This window comes from Mycobacterium sp. URHB0021 (assembly GCF_054057895.1).
The window spans coordinates 5,570,608-5,589,557 of record NZ_JBSRZT010000002.1; the positions used below are offsets into that span (position 1 = coordinate 5,570,608).

Annotated in this window: 17 protein-coding genes and 1 pseudogene; 8 read left to right on the forward strand and 10 right to left on the reverse strand. The window is 66.7% G+C overall.

Annotated elements, in window-relative coordinates; genetic code table 11:
* Positions 1–3: 3 nt before the first annotated feature.
* Both ACVWWN_RS29885 and ACVWWN_RS29890 read right to left on the reverse strand, forming a co-directional pair.
* Complete coding sequence (locus ACVWWN_RS29885) at positions 4–735, reverse strand: 4-carboxy-4-hydroxy-2-oxoadipate aldolase/oxaloacetate decarboxylase (protein ID WP_457147098.1); 732 nt, start codon at positions 733–735, stop codon at positions 4–6.
* Positions 714–1,838, reverse strand: coding sequence for a zinc-dependent alcohol dehydrogenase (locus ACVWWN_RS29890; protein WP_457147099.1), 1,125 nt, complete (start codon positions 1,836–1,838; stop codon positions 714–716). The genes ACVWWN_RS29885 and ACVWWN_RS29890 overlap by 22 nt, the downstream gene beginning before the upstream one ends.
* A gap of 82 nt (positions 1,839–1,920) precedes the next feature.
* On the opposite strand from ACVWWN_RS29890, the gene ACVWWN_RS29895 reads away from it, so the two are divergent.
* The gene (locus ACVWWN_RS29895) at positions 1,921–2,847 is read left to right on the forward strand and encodes an ABC transporter substrate-binding protein (RefSeq protein ID WP_457147100.1); all 927 of its coding nucleotides are present in this window, start codon (positions 1,921–1,923) and stop codon (positions 2,845–2,847) included.
* Positions 2,848–3,020: 173 nt separating this feature from the next.
* On the opposite strand, the gene ACVWWN_RS29900 is transcribed toward ACVWWN_RS29895, so the two are convergent.
* Complete coding sequence (locus tag ACVWWN_RS29900) at positions 3,021–4,274, reverse strand: NAD(P)/FAD-dependent oxidoreductase (RefSeq protein ID WP_457147101.1); 1,254 nt, start codon at positions 4,272–4,274, stop codon at positions 3,021–3,023.
* A 2-nt stretch (positions 4,275–4,276) separates the two neighbouring features.
* Positions 4,277–4,597, reverse strand: coding sequence for a 2Fe-2S iron-sulfur cluster-binding protein (locus ACVWWN_RS29905; protein WP_457147102.1), 321 nt, complete (start codon positions 4,595–4,597; stop codon positions 4,277–4,279).
* 141 nt (positions 4,598–4,738) lie between these two features.
* Between ACVWWN_RS29905 and ACVWWN_RS29910 the strand changes: the two genes are divergently transcribed.
* Positions 4,739–5,194: an RpiB/LacA/LacB family sugar-phosphate isomerase gene (locus tag ACVWWN_RS29910; RefSeq protein ID WP_457147103.1), complete on the forward strand. Its 456-nt coding sequence runs from the start codon at positions 4,739–4,741 to the stop codon at positions 5,192–5,194.
* Positions 5,191–5,940: a 2,3-bisphosphoglycerate-dependent phosphoglycerate mutase gene (locus tag ACVWWN_RS29915; RefSeq protein WP_457147104.1), complete on the forward strand. Its 750-nt coding sequence runs from the start codon at positions 5,191–5,193 to the stop codon at positions 5,938–5,940. The genes ACVWWN_RS29910 and ACVWWN_RS29915 overlap by 4 nt, the downstream gene beginning before the upstream one ends.
* On the opposite strand, the gene ACVWWN_RS29920 is transcribed toward ACVWWN_RS29915, so the two are convergent.
* Positions 5,851–7,365, reverse strand: coding sequence for an MFS transporter (locus tag ACVWWN_RS29920; RefSeq protein WP_457147105.1), 1,515 nt, complete (start codon positions 7,363–7,365; stop codon positions 5,851–5,853). The two genes, ACVWWN_RS29915 and ACVWWN_RS29920, sit on opposite strands and share 90 nt — an antisense overlap.
* Positions 7,366–7,486: 121 nt before the next feature.
* Here ACVWWN_RS29920 and ACVWWN_RS29925 point away from each other — a divergent pair, with 121 nt between their 5' ends.
* Positions 7,487–8,236 (forward strand): IclR family transcriptional regulator, encoded by a 750-nt coding sequence (locus ACVWWN_RS29925; RefSeq protein WP_457147106.1) that lies wholly within the window; start codon positions 7,487–7,489, stop codon positions 8,234–8,236.
* A 13-nt stretch (positions 8,237–8,249) separates the two neighbouring features.
* Here the strand turns inward: ACVWWN_RS29925 and ACVWWN_RS29930 are convergent, their stop codons facing one another.
* Positions 8,250–9,065, reverse strand: coding sequence for a Fic family protein (locus ACVWWN_RS29930; RefSeq protein ID WP_457147107.1), 816 nt, complete (start codon positions 9,063–9,065; stop codon positions 8,250–8,252).
* Positions 9,062–10,111, reverse strand: a complete 1,050-nt coding sequence (locus ACVWWN_RS29935) for a putative nucleotidyltransferase substrate binding domain-containing protein (protein WP_457147108.1) — start codon at positions 10,109–10,111, stop codon at positions 9,062–9,064. The genes ACVWWN_RS29930 and ACVWWN_RS29935 overlap by 4 nt, the downstream gene beginning before the upstream one ends.
* Before the next feature lie 125 nt (positions 10,112–10,236).
* Between ACVWWN_RS29935 and ACVWWN_RS29940 the strand changes: the two genes are divergently transcribed.
* Positions 10,237–11,772 carry an amino acid permease gene (locus tag ACVWWN_RS29940; protein WP_457147109.1) on the forward strand — a complete coding sequence of 512 codons (1,536 nt, stop codon included), beginning with the start codon at positions 10,237–10,239 and terminating at the stop codon, positions 11,770–11,772.
* Between the two features lie 72 nt (positions 11,773–11,844).
* Positions 11,845–12,600 (forward strand): sulfite exporter TauE/SafE family protein, encoded by a 756-nt coding sequence (locus ACVWWN_RS29945; protein WP_457147110.1) that lies wholly within the window; start codon positions 11,845–11,847, stop codon positions 12,598–12,600.
* A 182-nt stretch (positions 12,601–12,782) separates the two neighbouring features.
* Here ACVWWN_RS29945 and ACVWWN_RS29950 read toward each other — a convergent pair whose 3' ends face one another.
* The 3 genes and pseudogenes from ACVWWN_RS29950 to ACVWWN_RS29960 all read right to left on the reverse strand — a co-directional run bounded on the left by ACVWWN_RS29950 (position 12,783) and on the right by ACVWWN_RS29960 (position 16,858).
* Positions 12,783–14,300, reverse strand: a complete 1,518-nt coding sequence (locus tag ACVWWN_RS29950; protein ID WP_457147111.1) for a DUF222 domain-containing protein — start codon at positions 14,298–14,300, stop codon at positions 12,783–12,785.
* Positions 14,301–14,489: 189 nt separating this feature from the next.
* Entirely contained in the window at positions 14,490–16,226 is a 1,737-nt protein-coding gene (gene poxB, locus ACVWWN_RS29955; RefSeq protein ID WP_457147112.1) for a ubiquinone-dependent pyruvate dehydrogenase, read from the reverse strand.
* A gap of 10 nt (positions 16,227–16,236) precedes the next feature.
* Positions 16,237–16,858, reverse strand: a pseudogene (locus ACVWWN_RS29960) (SDR family NAD(P)-dependent oxidoreductase).
* A gap of 100 nt (positions 16,859–16,958) precedes the next feature.
* Here ACVWWN_RS29960 and ACVWWN_RS29965 point away from each other — a divergent pair.
* Both ACVWWN_RS29965 and ACVWWN_RS29970 read left to right on the forward strand, forming a co-directional pair.
* The gene (locus tag ACVWWN_RS29965) at positions 16,959–18,521 is read left to right on the forward strand and encodes a molybdopterin-dependent oxidoreductase (protein WP_457147113.1); all 1,563 of its coding nucleotides are present in this window, start codon (positions 16,959–16,961) and stop codon (positions 18,519–18,521) included.
* Between the two features lie 279 nt (positions 18,522–18,800).
* Positions 18,801–18,929 (forward strand): hypothetical protein, encoded by a 129-nt coding sequence (locus ACVWWN_RS29970; protein ID WP_457147114.1) that lies wholly within the window; start codon positions 18,801–18,803, stop codon positions 18,927–18,929.
* Positions 18,930–18,950: the final 21 nt, after the last annotated feature.

Sequence of the window (18,950 nt, forward strand, 5' to 3'; positions counted from 1 at the left end):
GGTCTAACCCCTGCTCCTGGCGTCCGCGGTTTCCTCGTAGTCCACGTAGCGCAGTCCCAGTCGCTCCAATTCGCCACGCATGTCGTTCATGTCGAGAAAGAGTTCACCAGCCTGGTAACGCTCGCGGCTACGGGCCTCCTTGGCCTCGCGGTCCTTCGAAGCCGCCAACACGCCGGCCGCCTGCTCGCGGGGCACGATGACAACCCCGTCGTCATCGCCGATGACCACATCACCGGGTTCGACCGCGGCGCCGGCACATGAGACGGGCACGTTCACCGATCCGAGCCGCTTCTTCACCGTCCCCTGCGCCGACACGCATTTGGACCACACCGGGAACTTCATCGCGGTGAGCTCGGCGATGTCGCGGCAACCCGCATCGATCACCAGCCCGCGGACCCCGCGCGCGGCCACTGCGGTGGCCAGCAGCTCACCGAAATAGCCGTATTCCGAAGGTGATTCGGGGACAACGACCAGTACATCGCCGTCCTGGCACTGTTCGACGGCGACGTGAAGCATCCAGTTGTCGTCCGGCGGCACGATCACGGTGACCGCGGTCCCGCAGACTCGGGCGCCGGTGTAGATCGGCGTGATGTGGGGCGCGACCAGGCCGGTTCGGCCCTGCGCCTCGTGAATGGTGGCCACCCCGTACTCGCCCAGGCCGTCGCGGACGGCAGGGTCGGCTCGGCGCGGATTGCGCACGACTATCGACATCGTCAGGATTCCTTTCCGAGCCATGGCATGAGCGAAATATGGATGGCGTCCCGTTCGTCGGTGTCACCGGCCAGCACCCTGATCGCGTGGTCCACCTGGTCGAGGCCGAACTTGTGGGTGGACAGCCGTTCCAATGGAAAGCGGCCCGAGGCCAACTGCTGCAGGGCCAGCTCGCAGGCCCGGTAGCTGTGGCCGCGCGCGCTCTTGATCGTGATCGCCTTCTCGGTCAGCAATTTGATCGGGAAGTCCGGGAACGCCGCGAGTTCGCCCTGGATCAGCAGCGTGCCCTCACGGCGCTTGAGCACGTCGATACCCAGCAGCACAGGCGCGACCCCGGCCCTCGACGTGCAGTCGAGAACGAAGTCGACGCCTTTGCCGCCGGTCAGCTCGAGGACCCGGGTGCGCGGATCGATCTGTTCGATGTCGATCACGTCGTCAGCCCCGAGTGCGAGCGCCAGATCGAGCCGAGCCTTGTCGCGGGTGGTGCCGGTGATGATGATCTTCGATGCCCCGGCCTGTTTACAGGCCACTATCTGGGAAAGGCCCTGTTGACCGGGACCTTCGATCAGGACGGTGTCGGCGTAGCCGACCCCCGCCGCCAGCAGGGCCCACTCAATGCCGTTGGACAGCGGGGTGACGAGTCCGGCAAGCTCGGCGGTCACCCCGTCGGGCACCTTGTGCAGCACTGCGTTCCACGGCAGATACATGTACTCGGAGAATCCGCCCCACAGAGTGCCGAAGTTCTCCGACGACGTGTACCCGTAGCGTCTTGCGTCGGCATTGGTCCGCCAGTCGGTGGCTTCGCAGTGTCGGTACTCACCGATGCGGCACCATTCGCAGTTGAAACACCCGACGTAATGCTCGACGAAGACGCGGTCGCCTTCCTGCACGCCGTGCAAGCGCTTGAACTTCTCCCCTGCTACCGCGATGGTGCCGACGTTCTCGTGCCCCATGATCACCGGGTCGTCGAACGGCGGCTTCGCGTACATCTTCACGTCTGTGCCGCAGATGCCTGCCACCTCGACCTTCAACAGGGCGGCATCGTCGGACAACACGGGCATCGGCAGTTCCCGCAGTTCGGTGGTGCTCGGCGCGGTCCGCACGGCGGCCAGGACATGCTCGGCCAATTGTCACCCCTATTTCTTATGGCATTATGGTCATGCCAATCTACCATCGCAGCATCTGAGGCCACCAGAGACGGAAGTGACGATGTCTGATCCGGACCGCGTGTTGACGACAGTGACCAGAACCCAGGGCGCAAACCAGGCGCTGAAGGACGGCACGGTAGTGCCCGCCGGGTTTTCTCTGCAGTTCGAAGAGATCCCGGTCCTGGTCAAGGGCTTCCGCCGGATGGTGCGGCAGTTGGAGTTCGACGTGAGCGAGATGGCGCTGACCACTTATCTCACGGCGCGCGAACACGGCGTGGCCTTCACCGCGCTGCCGATCTTCTTGGTGCGCGGCTTCCATCACGGCGCCATTCGCTACAACACCCGATCGGCGATTCGACAGCCGAAGGATCTCGAGGGTCGCCGGGTCGGGGTGAACCGCGGATATACCGTGACCACCGGGGTCTGGGCCCGCGGCATCCTCGCCTCGGAGTACGGCGTCGACCTCGACAAGGTCACGTGGGTGCTCTCCGGTGACGAACATGTCGCGTCGTACGTGCCGCCTGCCAACGTGGAGCCGGCGGGCCCGGACGCCGACCTCGCCGACCTGTTGGTCCGCGGCGAACTCGACGCCGTGATCGGCGTCGAGGTGGACCACCCCGACGTCGCACCGCTGATCCCTGACCCCGACGAGGCGGCGGTCGCCGCGCTCCGGCGACAGTCGTTCTACCCGATCAATCATCTGATCGTGGTGAAAGACGAAGTGCTGAAGAGGTATCCGGAGGTCGCGTCGTCGGTGATCGATGCCTTCACCGAAGCCAAAGAGCGATACGTCGCACGCCTCCGTGACGGAGACGTGACCACCGCCGGCGACAAGATGTACGCCCGGGTGCTCGAAATCACCGGCACCGACCCGCTCCCCTACGGCGTCGAGCCCAACCGCGCGATGCTCGAGCAGCTCATGGAATTCGCGCTCGCACAGCGCATCCTGACGCGCCCGATCGACGTCGACGAACTGTTCGCCGTCTGAGACTCAGCTATCTCTGCAGGTGATTCCGGCGCAGCACTGAAGCACGCAGGTCGCCGGTGCGTTCAAGCATGCCTGGTTATCAGCTGTGCTCGACGGACTATCTCGCCGGCGCCTTCGCCGGTCGCCCATTGCCGAGTTTCGGTGTCCACCACCCGTGTGATCGACGCGGTGGCCTAGACGCCGAGGGCCTGCGGCACGATCAGGCTTCGCAGCGCCACCGCCCCGTCGGCGGCCGCGTCGGCGGAGATCGTCGAACCCTGCGTGAGGGCCTTGCGCACGGCCATGTAGTCACCGGGCGAATTCACGGCGTCAACCGCGAGAAGCATCTCATCGCGGTAATACAACACCGCGAACGCCTCTTCCTCGAGGTCCCCGCGAACCACGAATCGATCGTGCCCGTTTGACAGACCGGCGATCTGAAGTTTGAGGTCGTACTGATCGGACCAGAACCACGGCACCGCGTCGTTCGGCTCACGCCGTCCGAGCAGCGTCGCGGCGGCGGTCTTGGCCTGGCTGATCGCGTTCTGCACAGACTCGAGCCGCACCCTGCCCTGGCCGGTCAACGGATTGGGCTGAACGGTGCAGTCACCCGCGGCCACCACGGTCGGATTGCTGGTGCGGGCGTAGCGGTCGACCACGATGCCGCCTTCGATGTCGAGATCGAGCTGCCGGGCCAGTTGCATGCGTGGCACCACCCCGATACCCACGATGACGAGGTTCGCGGGAATCCGACTGCCATCGGAGAGTCCGACGTACTGCACGCGGTTGCCTTCGCCCGCCAGTGATGTCACCTGAACGCCGAGACGGACGTCGACGCCGCGGCGCGCATGTGCGGCGCGGTAGAACTCGGATACCACCGGCGCCACCGCGCGGCCGATCAGGCGATCGGCGGCCTCGACGACGGTCACCGCCTTGCCCTGAGCGCGCGCGACCGCGGCGGCCTCCAGACCGATGAACCCGCCGCCGACCACCACGACGGATTCCGCGGCGGACTGCAATTCGCGCAGGAGTGTCGCGTCAGCCGCGGTGCGCAGATATGTCACGCCATCCAGGTCCGCGCCGGGTATTTCGAGACGACGCGGGCGGGCGCCGACGGTCAGTGCGAGGCGATCAAAGGTCAGCGTCTGACCGCTGACGGTCCGAGCCGACCCCGATGGTCCACCGTGGTCCAGCTCGATGGTGTCGATCCGTTCGGCGGTGACGAGCGTGATGTCCTTGTCGGCCAGGAACTCCGGCGTCCGGAGCCACAGCTGCTCGAGCTCGGCGCCGCCCTGCAGGTAGGACTTCGACAGCGGGGGACGCTGATAGGGTGCGTGCGGTTCCTCGCCGATCAGGGTGATGGGCGCCGTGTCACCCGCGTCTCGCAGAGAAACCGCCAGCTGCAGACCCGCCTGACTGGCGCCGACGACCAAGGTGCCGGCGTCCACGGTCACTGCTCCTCCGGAATATGCACCGTGAGCCCGTCGAGCTCCTCTGAGACCTTGATCTGGCAGGACAACCGACTGGTGTCCCGGCGGTCGGCGACCCCGAGGTCAAGCAGATCATCCTCCATGTCCCCTGCGCCGCCCACGCTGGCCGAGAATTCATTGTCGACATAGACGTGGCAGGTGGCACAGCTGCAGTTGCCGCCGCATTCGCCGATGATGCCGGGGATTCCGTTGCGCACAGCCACGGCCATGACCGACTCGCCGGCCTGGGCGTCCACGACCCGCGCGGCACCGTCGAGGGTGATGAAGACAACCTTCGGCATACAGCCTCCGCAACCTAGTCTCGTTGGTCTAACCATTCTACCTTAACCGAGCGCCAGGCGTTTCCTCAAGCCCTACCTCGCAGCCTTATGGTGTTACCATAAGGCCACTACTTAGTTGTTGCGAGCCCTAGGACCGGACAGATGCGTATCGCGATCGCTTCCGACCACAACGCAGTTTCGATGAAGTCCCGCCTGTCCGCCTGGCTGACCGAACAGGGCCATCAGGTCGAGGACCGCGGAGTCGATACACCGGGCCAGATCGTGGACTACCCGCCGCTGTGCGCCGACGTCGGCTCGCGCGTGGTCGACGGACCGGCTGATTTCGGCGTCATTCTCGGCGGCAGCGGCTGTGGTGAGGGGATCGCCGCCAATAAGATCCACGGTGTGCGCGCCGCGCTCTGCCACTGCGTCTTCACCGCCGAGATCGCCCGCGCACACAACGACGCCAACGTCCTGGTCATGGGGTCCAAGGTGGTCGCGCCGGATCTCGCCGAGCGCATCCTCACCGTATGGCTGGCCACTGCGTTCAAGGGCGGCCGACACCAGCAGCGGGTCGAGCAGATCTCGGCACTGGAACGAGGTGAATCGCTGGTATGACCCGCGTCCTGGTGCTGTTGCGGCACGGCGAGAGCACCGCCAACGCCGAAGACAAGTTCGGCGGCTGGCTCGACTTCGGGCTGACGAACCGCGGTAAAGATCAGGCTGCCGCTGCAGGCAGGCTGATCCGCGATACGGGGCTTGCTATCGGCTCCGTGCATACCTCGCTACTGAGCCGCGCCATCGACACTGCCGATATGGTTGCCGACGAGTCGAACTCACCGACGCGGGAGACTCGGCGCAGCTGGCGCCTGAACGAGCGTCACTACGGCACGCTCCAGGGGCGCACACGTTCCGCCGTGAGCCGGGAGTTCGGCACCGAGCTCGTCGCCGACTGGCGCCGCTCCTATCACCTGACCCCACCTGCCATCGGATGGGATCACCCGTCCCATCCCCGCCATGACCCCCGCTACGCCGCGCTGCCTGCACAGGAACTCCCCACCGCGGAATCGCTCGCCGCTGTCCGGCGCCGCCTGGTCCCCTACTGGCAGGATGCCATCGCGGCCGACCTCACTGCGGGGCTCGTCACGCTCGTGGTGGCGCACGGAAACTCGCTTCGGGCACTGTGCATGCACCTGGACGGCCTGACGCCGGAGCGGGTGCGCACCCTCAACATCCCCACCGGGATGCCACTGCGCTACGACCTCGATGACACGCTAACGCCGTCGGTACGCGGTGGTGTTTACCTGGACCCCGCCGGTACGGCCGACGGCCTGACCCGGCTGGCCGCGGGCGATCGCCGCTGACTCGTCATCGTCGAAGAGGTGGGCGACGCGTTCCGTCGTCCGCTGCGCCCAGCGCGTGGTGGTGACCGCGCCGACGGCGATGACCGTGAGCCCGAACCCGACGATGACCCATAGTGCGGGTCGGCTTGCCGCGGTCAATTCCGTGGCCACCGGGCGTGACACGTGCGAACTGAGTATGGAGCCGACGATGGCGACACCGAGGCTGGTGCCGATCTGGCGGCTGGTCGTGGCCACTGCGGCAGCAACGCCCGCATGGCTGCGCGGCATCCCCGACACGGTGGTGTTGGTGGTCGGTGCGTTGACCACCCCCTGTCCGATGCCGAACGCGACATATCCAACCAGCACATAGGTCAGCGGTGTGTCGGCGTCGAGTCGCAACAAGATCACGGCGCCGAGGCAGACCATGGAGCCGGCCAACAGCAGCGATGGCCGCGGCCCGTATGCGCCGACCATGCGTCCCGACATGGGCGAGCAGATGAGCACCGCGAGCCCGATGGGCAGCGTGCACAGTCCGGCCTGCAGGGGCGAGAGCCCGCGCACGATCTGCAGATAGAGGGTGTTGAGGAAAAGGAAGCCGCCGAACGCGCCGAACGCGCTGATAGCCGCCAATGTCGCTCCGGTGAACGGAACGCTCCGGAAGAACCGTAGCTCGATCAGCGGATCGGTGCGCCGCGACTCGTGGTACAGCAGCACCCCCAGCGCCGCGACGGCAACGCCGAACAGCGAAATCGTCTGCGCCGAAAGCCAGCCCGCATGCGGCGCTTCGATGATCGCGTAGACGCAACTGGCCAGCAGCACCACCATGGCAACCTGGCCGACGGGGTCGATTCGACGTGGGCGCGGCGAGCGCGATTCGCCGATGAAAGCCGCGGCGGCGATCAGAACGATGGCCACAATCGGGACGTTGACCCAGAAGATCGCCCGCCACCCGACAGTTTGGACGAGCACTCCCCCGACCACCGGCCCCAGAGCGATCCCCAGGCCGGAGACGGCACCCCAGATGCCGATGGCGCGGGCGCGTTCTCGTGGCTCGATGAAGACGTTGGTGATGATCGACATCGCTACGGGGTTCAGCATCGAACCGCCGAGTGCCTGCAACATCCGGAAAGCGATCAGCCAGCCCACCGAAGGCGCCGCGCTACAAAGCAACGATCCGAGCCCGAAGACGGCAAGGCCGGTCTGGAACGTCCGGCGACGACCGATGCGATCGGCGGTCGAGCCTGAGAGCAACAGGAAGCTCGCCAGCACGACGATGTATGCATCGATGGTCCACTGCAGATCCGAGATCGAGGCGCCGAAATCGTCGCTGATCGACGGTAGCGCGACGTTGATGACGGTCGTGTCCATGCTGACGATGAACAGGCTCATGCAGCAGATCCCGAGCACCAGGAACCGTCGGCGACGGCTCAACGGCGGGGATGTCATGGGGGCGATGTTAGCGCCGAAAGCACCGTAATTGCCAGACCATTATGCCAATAAAAGCTTCGCTGAAGACAACGGCGTTGGTCTGACGCTTAGACTTTCGTCGAGCGGAAGGAACGCTGAAATGGCTGGAAACACCTCGGTGCCCGGTGCCACCGTCGCGTCACGCTTGCTCGCGCTGCTCGGCGCCTTCGATGAGCGACATCGCAGCCTCACGTTGTCGGAGATCGCGCGCCGCGCTGCCGTGCCGGTGCCGACCGCTCACCGGCTGGTCCGCGAATTGGTCGGCGGCGGAGCCCTACAACGTTGGGACGACGATCGTTACGTCATCGGCCCGATGGTCTGGGAGGCCGGCCTGTTGGCCCCCATGCAGGGCGGTCTGCGCCAAGTGGCCGAACCGTTTCTCCATGACGTCTACGCCGCAACGGTGGCCACCGTGCACCTGGCCGTGCGTGATGGCGACGAGGTGTTGTACCTGCACCGGGTGCGGGGCCGGTGCTCCGCGCCCATCGTCAGCACGGCGGGCAGCCGCCTTCCGATGCACTGCACAGGGGTCGGCAAAGTGCTACTCGCGCACGCGCCCGACGATGTCCGCAGCCGCCTGCTCGCCACACTCGAGAGAGTCACGCCGTACACGATCACCCGGCCGGCCACGCTGCGGGCGCAGCTGGACCGGGTCCGCCGCGATGGCGTGGCGACGACGAGCGAGGAGATGACCTTGGGGTCGTGTTCGCTGGCCGTGCCGGTGGTGCAGTCCTCTGACGGCGCGGTCGTGGCGGCGATCGGCGTGGTGGTCGGCTCCCTCAAGCATGACCGGCAGCGACTGGTCGGTGCGCTGCAGGTCGCGGCACGCGGCGTCGGACGGCTCCTGTGATACCCGGAATCCGTTATCTGATCGCGGCGACGAAGAGTGGGAGAAACGGCCGATGGTTGGGCTGCCCGCCGCGCCGGAACGGCATGCTGTCACGCGACGCCGAATACCAGTCCTCGCGGGACATCCCGGTGAGATCGAGCCGACGTCCGCACAGGGCCGCGACGGTGTGCAGCAGAAGCGTGCCAGCGCGACCGTTTCCCTCGCGGAAGGGATGGATGTGGTTGTAGTCGGCATAGAGCCGGGCGAACCGGTACGCCAGTCCGGCCGCGTCCAGTCCGCCACCGTTGAGGGCCAGCGCCCGAGCGGATTCCATGAGCAGTGCCGTCGACCGTGCAAGCGATGACTGCCATGCGAAAACGGAGTCGCCGCGCCGCAGTTCGCACCGCCGGTAGTTGCCCGCCCACAGGTAGACATCGGCGAAGACGTGCCGGTGGATGGCACGGATGTCGACGTCGTTGACCGCGACGGCGCCGTCGGCGATCCGGGCGTGCCAGGCAGCGATGCGTCCGGCGGTGGCGACGAACTCGAGATCCGACAGCGCTGCTTGGGAATCCACTCCGAAGTTGTTGCGCAGCAGCGTCGTTCCGGGTATCAGGTATTGGCCTCTGCGGCGCAGGAGATGCCGGTGGTCGCGGCGCGGTGAGGGCCCGCCGGCCGGGTACCGCGCCCGGTAGGCGGCGAGATATTCGTCGAACGTGGTGTGCCCGGACACCAGCTCGGCGAGCGCGGCGACATCCGTGTCGGTGGGCGCCCACCCTTCCAGCCGTTCGGCGGCGATGGTCTGGTCGATGGCGAGCCGAATCGAGTCCGGCAGCTCCTGATTCGTCACCCGAACGACGATGTCGAGGCGAGGTACGCCAGTTTGCGTCGGATACCGCCCACTTCCCGCGCCACGGTGCGTATCGCGGCGCGCTCGGCAGGAGCCAACGCGGACAACGACACTCGCTCGGAGATGGGTTCGCCCGTCATCCACGCCCCAGCGCGCGTCCGCCACCGAATCCGCGTCAGCGACAGGAAACAGTCGCGCAGCGTGGAGGCGTCATCGATGTCGAGTACCTGCGCCGTGCCGGCGTCGCTGAGACGGTCGGGCGTCGAGAGGGCGGTCGAGCCTGCCGACAACGCGGCCCACCGGGCGATCTTCACGATCGGGTCGACGGCCGCCAGCTTGAGGTCGACCCGATCGTCCTGCGTCGCCAAGAGCCGCAACCGAGACGGGATGGCGGCGCGCACCGCCGTGGCATCCTGCAACATCGCGCGGCGCGCAGCGGGATGATGCCGCGCCGCGCCGACGGTGAGTGTCCGCAATTCGTCCTCGCCGTGCGTCAGGCCATGCACACCGGTCGCATCCGCCAGCACGCCGGTCATCACCACTCCACGGTCTTCGGCCGGCTCGTCACACCATCGCTCGATCCGTTCGGCCCAGTTGGCCCGCCTACGGCAGAACCGGCCGCGGCTGGCCAGCACCCCGTTGGTATCGGGCCGCAGCTCGCAACGCTCGAGGAGGGCGTGGACCTCTGCCGCCGAAGCGAGCAGCGTCGTCTTCCCGTCATCGTCGACACCATCGTCGACCGCAACGAGCGTCTCCACATCCGAACCCGGACTGGCCTCGCCCCGCGCGACGCTGCCCGACACGAACCACGTCCACCCCGGTCTCTGCGCGCCCGCGATCAACCGTGCTGCGGTTGCGACGGACCGTTGCATCACCTCTGACCAAGCCGCCGCCACAGTGAGCGTCGGTATGTGGGCAGCCAGCTCGGCGGCCACGGCTTCTCTGGCCCGCAGCAGGGCGGCGCTCAGTTGCTCCTCGTCAATCGCGGTATCGATCGCTCCGATGGTCGCGGCAATCCGTCGTTCGGAGTCCATCGGGCTGGGCACGTCGTCGATTCTCACCGATCGGCGGGTTGGTCACACAGTTGTGACAGACGGGAAACCTCCGCAACAAAAACCGTCGCTAATTTCTATCGCACGACAGATATTGGTCACCCCTAGGAGATTCCTCTATGACCGCGACCTTCGACCCGGCGATTTCCTCGCCCGAGGACGCCGACTCGCTGGCCGAACTCGGCTACACCCAGGAACTGCACCGTGGCATCGGCGCCTATGCGGCGTTCGCGTCCGGGTTCTCGTTCGTTTCGATCCTCACCACGGTGTTCGCCCTGTTCGCGCTCGGCTTCGGCCTCGGCGGTCCGGCGTTCTTCTTCACCTGGCCCATCGTCTTCGTCTGCCAGTTCTGCGTATGCCTGGTCTTCGCGGAGCTGTCCGGCAAGTTCCCCGTCGCAGGCGCGATCTATCAGTGGTCGCGGCGGCTGGCCGGAAACGCGGTCGGCTGGTTTGCGGGCTGGTTCATGCTGATCGGCTACATCGTCAGCATCTCGGCGCTGGCGATCGCGATGCAGAGCGTGCTGCCATCGATCTGGACCGGCTTCCAACTGGTCGGTGACAACCCGGCGCTCACCTCGGTCAGCGGCGCCACCAATGGCATCATCCTAGGAACGATCACGATCGTGCTGTGCACCATCATCAGCAGTGTCGGGGTGTCGTTCATGGGCAAGATCACCGTGACCGGTGTGACGATCGAGATCATCGGCGCAGTGCTGATCGTAGCGGCGATGTTCCTCACGGCGGAACGCGGGCCCGCGCAGGCCGTCCTGGACACCGGTGGCCACGGGTCCGGGCTCGGATACGCTCCCGCATTCCTCGCGTCGATGTTGATGGCGGCCTACGTGATGTACGGATTCGACAGCGCTGCAGAACTTTCTGAAGAGACCAGGGATCCCCGGAAGACCGCACCCAGAGCGATCATCACCGCGCTGCTGGTGTCGTTCGTCGGAGGCGGTCTGATGATCCTCGGTGCGCTGATGTCGGCGCCCTCGCTCCACGATCCGCTGCTGTCCACCGAGGGCATTGCCTGGGTGATCACCAGCCAGCTCGACAGCTGGCTCGGCAAGACGCTGCTGAGCACCGTCGCGGTGGCGATCTTCTCGGCCACGCTGGCCATCCAGGCTTCGGCGTCACGGGTGATGTTCTCGATGGCCCGGGACAACCGGTTACCGCTCGGGAAGGTTCTGTCAAAGGTCAACAAGCGCACCGGAACTCCACTCATCACCGGCAGCACGGTAAGCGCCCTGGCGATCCTGGTTCTGCTCGTCAACCTCGGCCAGGCAGGAGTGTTCGCGGCAATCACCAGTGTTTCGGTGGTGATCGTCTACCTCGCGTATCTGATGGTGACCGTGCCCGCGCTGCTGCACCGACTCCGCGGCACCAGTCTCAGCTACGGACGACCGGTACTCGATCTCGGCAGGTGGGGCATCCCGGTGAACCTGATCGCGGTGGTCATGGGCGCGATATTGTGTGTCAACATCGCGTGGCCGCGTCAGGAGGTCTACGACCCCGACGGCTCCTCGGCGGCGCTGCAGTACTTCGCCGTGACCTTCGTGGCGATCACACTGGTGGCCGGCTGTTTCGCCTACCGCGTGGTCAAGGACCGCGACGGTGCGCCCGATCCCGTCGACGCCCTGGTCCGCGGGAAGAAGTAGTCTGGCCCGAATGTGGGCACGTGTCACGTTGAAATCGGACATCACGTGGCACGGGCCCACAGTGGTCGGCCGATGAACTGGGCTTTGCTTTTTGGCGCCGGCGTGTTGGGCGGACTTGCCGGAAGCATCGCGGGACTCGCGTCGGTTGCCACCTACCCGGCCCTGCTGCTGGTTGGGCTTCCGCCCTTGTTGGCCAACGTCACCAACACCGTGGCTTTGGTGTTCAGCGGCATCGGGTCGGTGTGGGGTTCACGGCCTGAACTCGAGGGTCAGGGCGCATGGCTCAAACGGATCGCACCCGTCGCGCTGCTCGGGGGCGCGGCCGGTGCCGCGCTGCTGCTATCCACGCCCGCAGAGGGTTTCGAGAAGATCGTGCCGATACTGATCGGCCTGGCCTCGGTCGCGATCGTCATTCCGCATCGTGCAAGCCGGCCGGCGCGGGTCAGCAGCCACCAACGCCACCGTGTCACCGTGGCACTGGAGGCCGCGGCGATCTTTCTGATCTGCATCTACGGCGGGTATTTCGGCGCCGCGGCGGGCGTGTTGCTCTTGGCATTGCTGCTTCGGGCCGGCGGGGCCGGGCTCGCGCACGCCAACGCGGGCAAGAACGTCATTCTGGCCGTCGCCAACACTACGGCCGCCGTCATCTTCGTTGTCATCGCGCCGGTGGACTGGCCGGCCGTCGTCGCCGTCGGGCTCGGGTGTCTACTCGGATCCCGGCTCGGCCCCGTCGTCGTCCGGCATGCGCCTGCATGGCCCTTACGCGTGGGCATCGGCGTCGCCGGTCTGGCGCTGGCGGTGAAACTGGGAATCGACGCCTATCCCTAGCCGATGCCAAAAGGACTGTCGCCGTGGGCAACACGCGTGCCAATGTCGATCAGATTCTGCGCATTCGAATGCAGCCGCCCGCCTCCGCCACGGACACTGGATGTCGGGGCGGTCGTCAAAATAGGGGCGGGTCATCGTCGGCTGCGGGTCGCGGCTGGGCTGGGAAACAGGCGTTGCCGCAATCATTTCCGGGATTCTCGGACAGTTCCTTGTTGCGGGCGCGTTCGGCGGTGATGTAGTCGGCGCGGTGTTGGGCGCGGGTGCGGGTGCGTCGGGGCATTTTCCGGCCGCGGCCGGGGTCGATCCGGATCGTGGTTGGCCAGTCGGGGATCGACCGGTGCCGTCGGTTTACACAGGGTGGGGAACAGTAGCCGGCTGCCGGGATGGGTGGTGTAGGTGCGCCCATCCGGAGCGGTCCACTCGACGGTGCCGTCGGGCAACTGGCGCTCCCGCCAGCCGTCGTGGCCGCCCCAGAAGGTTTTGAGGAGATGGTTTTTCCGGCAGAGGCATTTCACATTGGAGGCACACGTCGGCCCCCACGGATACGGGATGGTGTGGTCCAAATCGCAGTTGTAGGCCGGTTCGTCACAGCCCGGGAACCGACACGTCAGATCCCGGCAACGGATGAAATCGGCCAACGCCGGTGAGGGCGTATACCGGGGTTCGGGTGGCGCGTCACCGGGATGGATCACCCGCCGAATGGTTGCAATGGGCCCGACTTTGGCCGCCAACAGCGGGGCGGGCAACACCCCACTCCCCACAATCAGCCCCGGATTGGTGTGGGCAGTGCCGGTCGGGGCGTCGGGGGCCAGCGCCTGGGCCAGGGTCTGCTCCCGCAGCGGGATCGCCTGCTGTTCCTGCGGCGGTTCTTGCCCGTCCAACGCGACCGGGGTGTCATCGGCCAGGCTGTCGGCCCCGGCGATGACATGCACCACCAACGATGCCGACGGGGTGGGCTGGTCGGCGGCGGGGCAGTCGGGGCTGCCGCACAGGCACGCAAGAGCGGTGGTGTGCCCGCGGCCCAGGGCTCCCATCGCGTCGGCGCGACGCTGCTTGGCGGTGCGCGGATCACCGGCGCATACCGTGGCGGCCATCGCGTCGAGGCGGGCACCGAGGGCGGCGGCGTCGTGGCCGAGCAACACCCCCTCCACCCCGGCCGTGCCGTCGGCGTCGGGGGTGATGTCGAGGTGGCGGCCCCGGATGCTGGTTTCCACCCGCCGCAACGCGTAGGGGTCGTGGCGCTGCACGAGTTCGTCGATGGCCAGCTCGGTTTTGGCGACCGACAGCGGCCCCCACACCACCACCACCCCGGCCAGCTCGGCATCCACCTTCGCGCGGGCATTGGGGTCGGTGATCAACCCGGTGCGGTAGACGATGGTGGTGATCAGCCGAGACGAGACCAACCCAGCCGCAAACACTTCGGCCACTCGGGGCAGTCGTTCGCGTAACGCCTGGGCCAGGATCAGCTGATGCGACGCCACTCCCAACGAGACGTGCAATGCGGCGGCGATCTGGGCGCACACCGCGTCCCAGTTGTCCAGACACCACTGCTCGCGTTCGGCGGAGCCTACCGCGGCCAGCCGGGTCTCGAGCAGGTCAGCGATCGCGGCCAGCTTTCGGGCACAGGCCGCGTTCTCCACCCGACCCCACTCCCCAGCACCACCGGCACCTTGAGCGGCCGCAACCAAATCGTCGAACATACGTACGAATCTAGGCGGGCTCTCCGACCAAATCGCCCAGGTGCAAAAACCCGACTTCTGGGCTGTGGATGAAACCGCAACTGTGCACAACCCCGAGACGGAAGGCGCCTCTTGTCACCCTCACCGGCTACGGTCGCCCCTGCACTGGACCAGCCTTCGTGGTCGGCGATTGGCGCGCAACGGGGTCGCTCAGTCGAGTATGCGTCGCGCCACGTTCGTGGTGACCAGGTCCAACAGTTCGTCGGCACGCCCGGCCAGAATCGTCCGGATCGCGTACAACGAGAAGCCTTTGGCCTGTTCCACAGTGATCGCGGGCGGTATCGACAGCTCTTGACGGGCCGTCACGACGTCAACGAGGGCGGGGCCGTCGAACGCGAACGCGTCCATCAGCGCCTTTTGCAGATCCGCGGGTTGCTCGACGCGTCGGCCGAATATCCCCATCGCTTGTGCGACGTCGGCGAAGTTCGGGTTGACCAGGTCGGTGCCGAAGTTGACGATGCCGGCCGCCTTCATCTCCAACTCGACGAAGTTCAGCGACGAGTTGTTGAAGACGATCACTTTGACCGGTAGCCGGTTCTGGGTCAGGGTGACCAGTTCGCCGAACAGCATCGTCAGGCCACCGTCACCGGCCAGTGCGACGACCTGCCGCTCACGTGAGATCGTCTGCGCACCGATCGCAAGCGGCAGGGCACACGCCATGGTGCCGTGGTTGAACGATCCGATCAGCCGGCGCCGACCGTTCATGCGCAGGTACCGCGCCGCCCAAACCACCGGTGACCCCACGTCGACCGTAAAAACGGCGTCGTCCGCCGCCGCCTGATTGACAAGTCCGGCAACGTATTCCGGCCTGATCGGGGTGCGGTCGCGGTCGTTGACGGCGAGCTCGTCGAGCGTTTTACGGGTCTTCGCATAGTGCCGCAGCGAACGGTCCAGATGGCCGCGGCCGACTTTCTGGCGCAGCATCGGCTGCAACGCGGCCAGCGTGTCCTTCACGGTGCCGACGAGGCCGAGATCGACGGCGGTGCGGCGGCCGAGATTGCGACCCCGGATGTCGACCTGAATCACCTTGGCGTTGTCCGGATAGAACTGTTGATACGGGAAGTCCGTGCCCAGCATGAGCAGCGCGTCGGCTTCCTTGATCGCCTTGTAGCCCGAGGCGAAGCCGAGCAGTCCGGTCATCCCGACGTCGAACGGGTTGTCGTACTCGATGAACTCCTTGCCGCGCAGCGCGTGCACGATGGGCGCGTTGAGCGTCGAGGCCAGCTCGATCAGGGCGGCATGCGAACCGGCCGCGCCCGCTCCCCCCAGCACGGTGACCGCCTGTGCGGCGTTGAGGATTTCGGCCGCCTGCCTCAGCGACGCGTCGTCGGGCCGCACCACGGAGCGAGTCGCCACCACCGGGCGCGATGGGAATCCGGACCCGTCGGCACGCTGCAGGAAGATCTCACCGGGCACCACGATCACGGCGACGCCGTTCTCCTCCACGGCGGCACGCATTGCCATTTCCAGGATCCGCGGCGCCATCTCGGGGGTGCTGACGAGCTCGCAGTAGACACTGCAATCGCGGAACAGATCCTGCGGATGCGTTTCCTGGAAGTATTCGGAGCCGATCTCCGCGCGGGGAATGTGCGCCGCGATCGCCAACACCGGAACCCGGCTGCGCTGCGCGTCGAAGAGGCCGTTGATCAGATGCAGATTGCCCGGACCACAACTGCCGGCGCAGACCGCGAGCCGGCCGCTGAGCGCGGCATCCGCTGCGGCCGCGAAGGCAGCGGTCTCCTCGTGGCGGACGTGCTCCCACGCGATGTCGCCGGAGCGCCGCAGCGCATCGGTGAACCCGTTGAGGCTGTCGCCGGGCAGACCGTAGACGCGACGAACGCCGCTGATCCGCAAGGCTGAAATGACATGATCGGCAACGGTCGTCACGCGCAAAAGCCTAGCGCCGGCCTACTTGGGGGGCGAAGCGCTGCCCGGCGTCCAGGCGGATGCACTGACCGTTGAGCATCGGATTCTCCACGATTGCGCCAGCGAGCTTGGCGTACTCGTCGGCGCGGCCCTGCCGCTTCGGGAACGCGGCGTCCGACCTGGCCAATCTGACCCTCGAACGCCGCAATCGACGCCGTGTTGATGATGACGCCTCGCTCCTCGGCCTCGTCGTCGACGGGTTCGTTCTTGCTCATCTGCCACGCGGCCAGTCGGCTGATGTTGAAGGTGCCGATGAGGTTGAGGTCGACGCTGGCATGGAACGAGTCCAGGCTGTGCGGACCGTCCTTCTTGATGGTGCGCTCGCCGATGCCGCCACCCGCGGTCGTCACCGCGATGTGCGGCCCGCCGAGCCCGTCCACCGCATTCTGGAGTACCTGCTCGGTGTCCGCGAAGTCGGTCACATCGATCTCGTGGAACGTGCCGCCGATGGCGTCGGCAACTTCCTTGCCCTTCGACTGTGGGCGATCCAGCACCGCGACGTTGGCGCCGCGTTTCGCAAGCGACTCCGCGGTCGCCTTCCCGAAGCCCGACGCGCCGCCGACGATGATGGCCTTCTTGCCCTCGATCTCCATCTAGCTCCGTTTCCAAATCGTGGGTGAACTGTAAAGCAACCTAGCCGACGTGATCTTTTCGATGAGGCGTTCGGGTGTACCGGGCAGTACCTTGGCGATCATGACCGAACCCCTCCAGCGCTCCCGGGCGTGGGGCGGCATCGCGGCGGCCGCCGTCGCATTGGGAGTTACCCAGCTCCTCGCCGTCGCGTTCGGACCCCAGGCCGATGCCCGGACCGCAGTCGGGTCGGCGGTCATCGATCTGACACCCGGGGCTGTCAAAGAGTGGGCGATCCAGCTCTTCGGCATGGCGGACAAGCTGTTCCTGTCGCTGCTCGTTCTCGCTGTGATCGCGATGGTCGCCGCGGTGACGGCCACCTGGGAGACGCGCCGGAGGCCGATCGGCAGTGTCGCGATCGTCCTCGCCGGCGTCGCCGGTTGCGCGGCGGTGCTGTCCCGGGAAGGGGCCACGGCGGTCGACATCGTTCCGACGGTCGTGGGCACCGTATGCGGAGTGGCGGCGCTGAGGCTGCTCACATCGGGTCGGCTCACGGACGAACCGGAGGTCAATGACAGCGGCGGTCACGCACGGGATACCCCCGATCCGGGGCGCCGGCTGTCCCTGGTGACGCTGGGCCTCCTCGGCGCGGGCGCCGTCTCGGGCGTAGCCGGGGTCGTGCTGTCGCGTCTTCTGACATCGGTGGCCGGCGATCGGGACTCGTTCGCGCTTCCGCGCGTCGACATCGCCGCCCCGCCGGTACCGCCGACGGTGCAACCCACGGGCATTGCGCTGCCGAGCTTCGTCACCAGCAACGCCGACTTCTACCGGATTGACACCGCACTCAGCGTGCCGCAGTTGAGCCGATCGGACTGGCAGCTCAGGATCCACGGCATGGTCGATCGTGAAATCACCTACCGATTCGCGGATCTGGACCGATTCGAGGTCGTCGAGAAACTGGTGACGCTGACATGTGTGTCCAATCCAGTTGGCGGCGAGCTCATCTCGAATGCGGCGTGGACGGGATATCGGGTGCGCGACCTGCTTGCGGAAGCCGGTGTCAAGGGTGACGCCGACATGGTGCTGTCGATGTCGATCGACGGGTTCACCGCAGGCACACCCGTCGAGGCGCTCACCGACAACCGGGACGCACTGTTGGCGGTCGGGATGAACGGCGAGCCGCTGCCCACCGAGCACGGATACCCGGCGCGGCTCGTGGTGCCCGGCCTGTACGGCTATGTATCGGCGACCAAATGGCTGATCGACCTCGAGGTGACCCGATTCGACCAGGCCCAGGCGTACTGGACGGAACTCGGCTGGTCACCGCGAGGCCCGATCAAAACCGAGTCGCGCGTCGACGTGCCGCGCAGCGGTCAGGAGGTGGCGCGCGGACCCGTGACGTTCGGCGGCGTCGCCTGGGCGCAGAACCGCGGGGTGCGCGCGGTCGAGGTCCGGATCGACGGGCCGGGCGGGCAGGGTGACTGGCAGCCGGCTCAGCTCGGCGCCGCCTATTCCAACGACACCTGGCGGTTGTGGAGCTTCCCGTGGCAGGCCACCGACTCCGGGCCGCACACCATCGCGGTGCGTGCCACCGACAACAGTGGTGCGGTCCAGACCGAAGATCTCGCCGATCCGGTTCCCGACGGCGCCTCCGGTTGGCACACAGTCTCCTTCGCCGTCCACTAACATCCGTGACCGTGCGTGTCTGCCGGCGACACGCCGCAGATTTCACGAGTTCACGCACGCTCGTGCGCGAAGAAATGAGTTGCATCGGCAGCCGAACCGGCCAGTTTGGCCTCCCCTGTCCGAGCGACCCCCTCAGCAGTGGCGGTCATTGTTGTGCGATTCGCTGCCGGCTGCCCGAAAGGCCCACGATTCCATCCGGGTCTCGGACGTCCGGTCGGCACTCAGCGCGATCGCCAACGCACGAGGTACCGCGCCTGGATCTGTCCGACGGGCAGATCCGTGCCTTGTTTGTCGGGCGAGCTCGACGAGCGAGTGGCCGCGGCGTCGTACGACGGGGGCCGTCCCGAGCGGGCCGCGACGCTGCAGGCCGAGGCAAGGGTGCTGGCCGAACTCCTCGGAGATGTCTGAGGTCCGTGCGAGGCTGGTGCA

Bases quoted from the DNA above. Each gene is read 5' to 3' on its own strand.
- ACVWWN_RS29885 (WP_457147098.1), bottom strand. From the start codon at position 735: ATGGCTCGGAAAGGAATCCTGACGATGTCGATAGTCGTGCGCAATCCG.
- ACVWWN_RS29895 (WP_457147100.1), top strand. From the start codon at position 1,921: ATGTCTGATCCGGACCGCGTGTTGACGACAGTGACCAGAACCCAGGGC.
- ACVWWN_RS29905 (WP_457147102.1), bottom strand. From the start codon at position 4,597: ATGCCGAAGGTTGTCTTCATCACCCTCGACGGTGCCGCGCGGGTCGTG.
- ACVWWN_RS29910 (WP_457147103.1), top strand. From the start codon at position 4,739: ATGCGTATCGCGATCGCTTCCGACCACAACGCAGTTTCGATGAAGTCC.
- ACVWWN_RS29915 (WP_457147104.1), top strand. From the start codon at position 5,191: ATGACCCGCGTCCTGGTGCTGTTGCGGCACGGCGAGAGCACCGCCAAC.
- ACVWWN_RS29920 (WP_457147105.1), bottom strand. From the start codon at position 7,365: ATGACATCCCCGCCGTTGAGCCGTCGCCGACGGTTCCTGGTGCTCGGG.
- ACVWWN_RS29925 (WP_457147106.1), top strand. From the start codon at position 7,487: ATGGCTGGAAACACCTCGGTGCCCGGTGCCACCGTCGCGTCACGCTTG.
- ACVWWN_RS29940 (WP_457147109.1), top strand. From the start codon at position 10,237: ATGACCGCGACCTTCGACCCGGCGATTTCCTCGCCCGAGGACGCCGAC.
- ACVWWN_RS29945 (WP_457147110.1), top strand. From the start codon at position 11,845: ATGAACTGGGCTTTGCTTTTTGGCGCCGGCGTGTTGGGCGGACTTGCC.
- ACVWWN_RS29950 (WP_457147111.1), bottom strand. From the start codon at position 14,300: ATGTTCGACGATTTGGTTGCGGCCGCTCAAGGTGCCGGTGGTGCTGGG.
- ACVWWN_RS29965 (WP_457147113.1), top strand. From the start codon at position 16,959: ATGACCGAACCCCTCCAGCGCTCCCGGGCGTGGGGCGGCATCGCGGCG.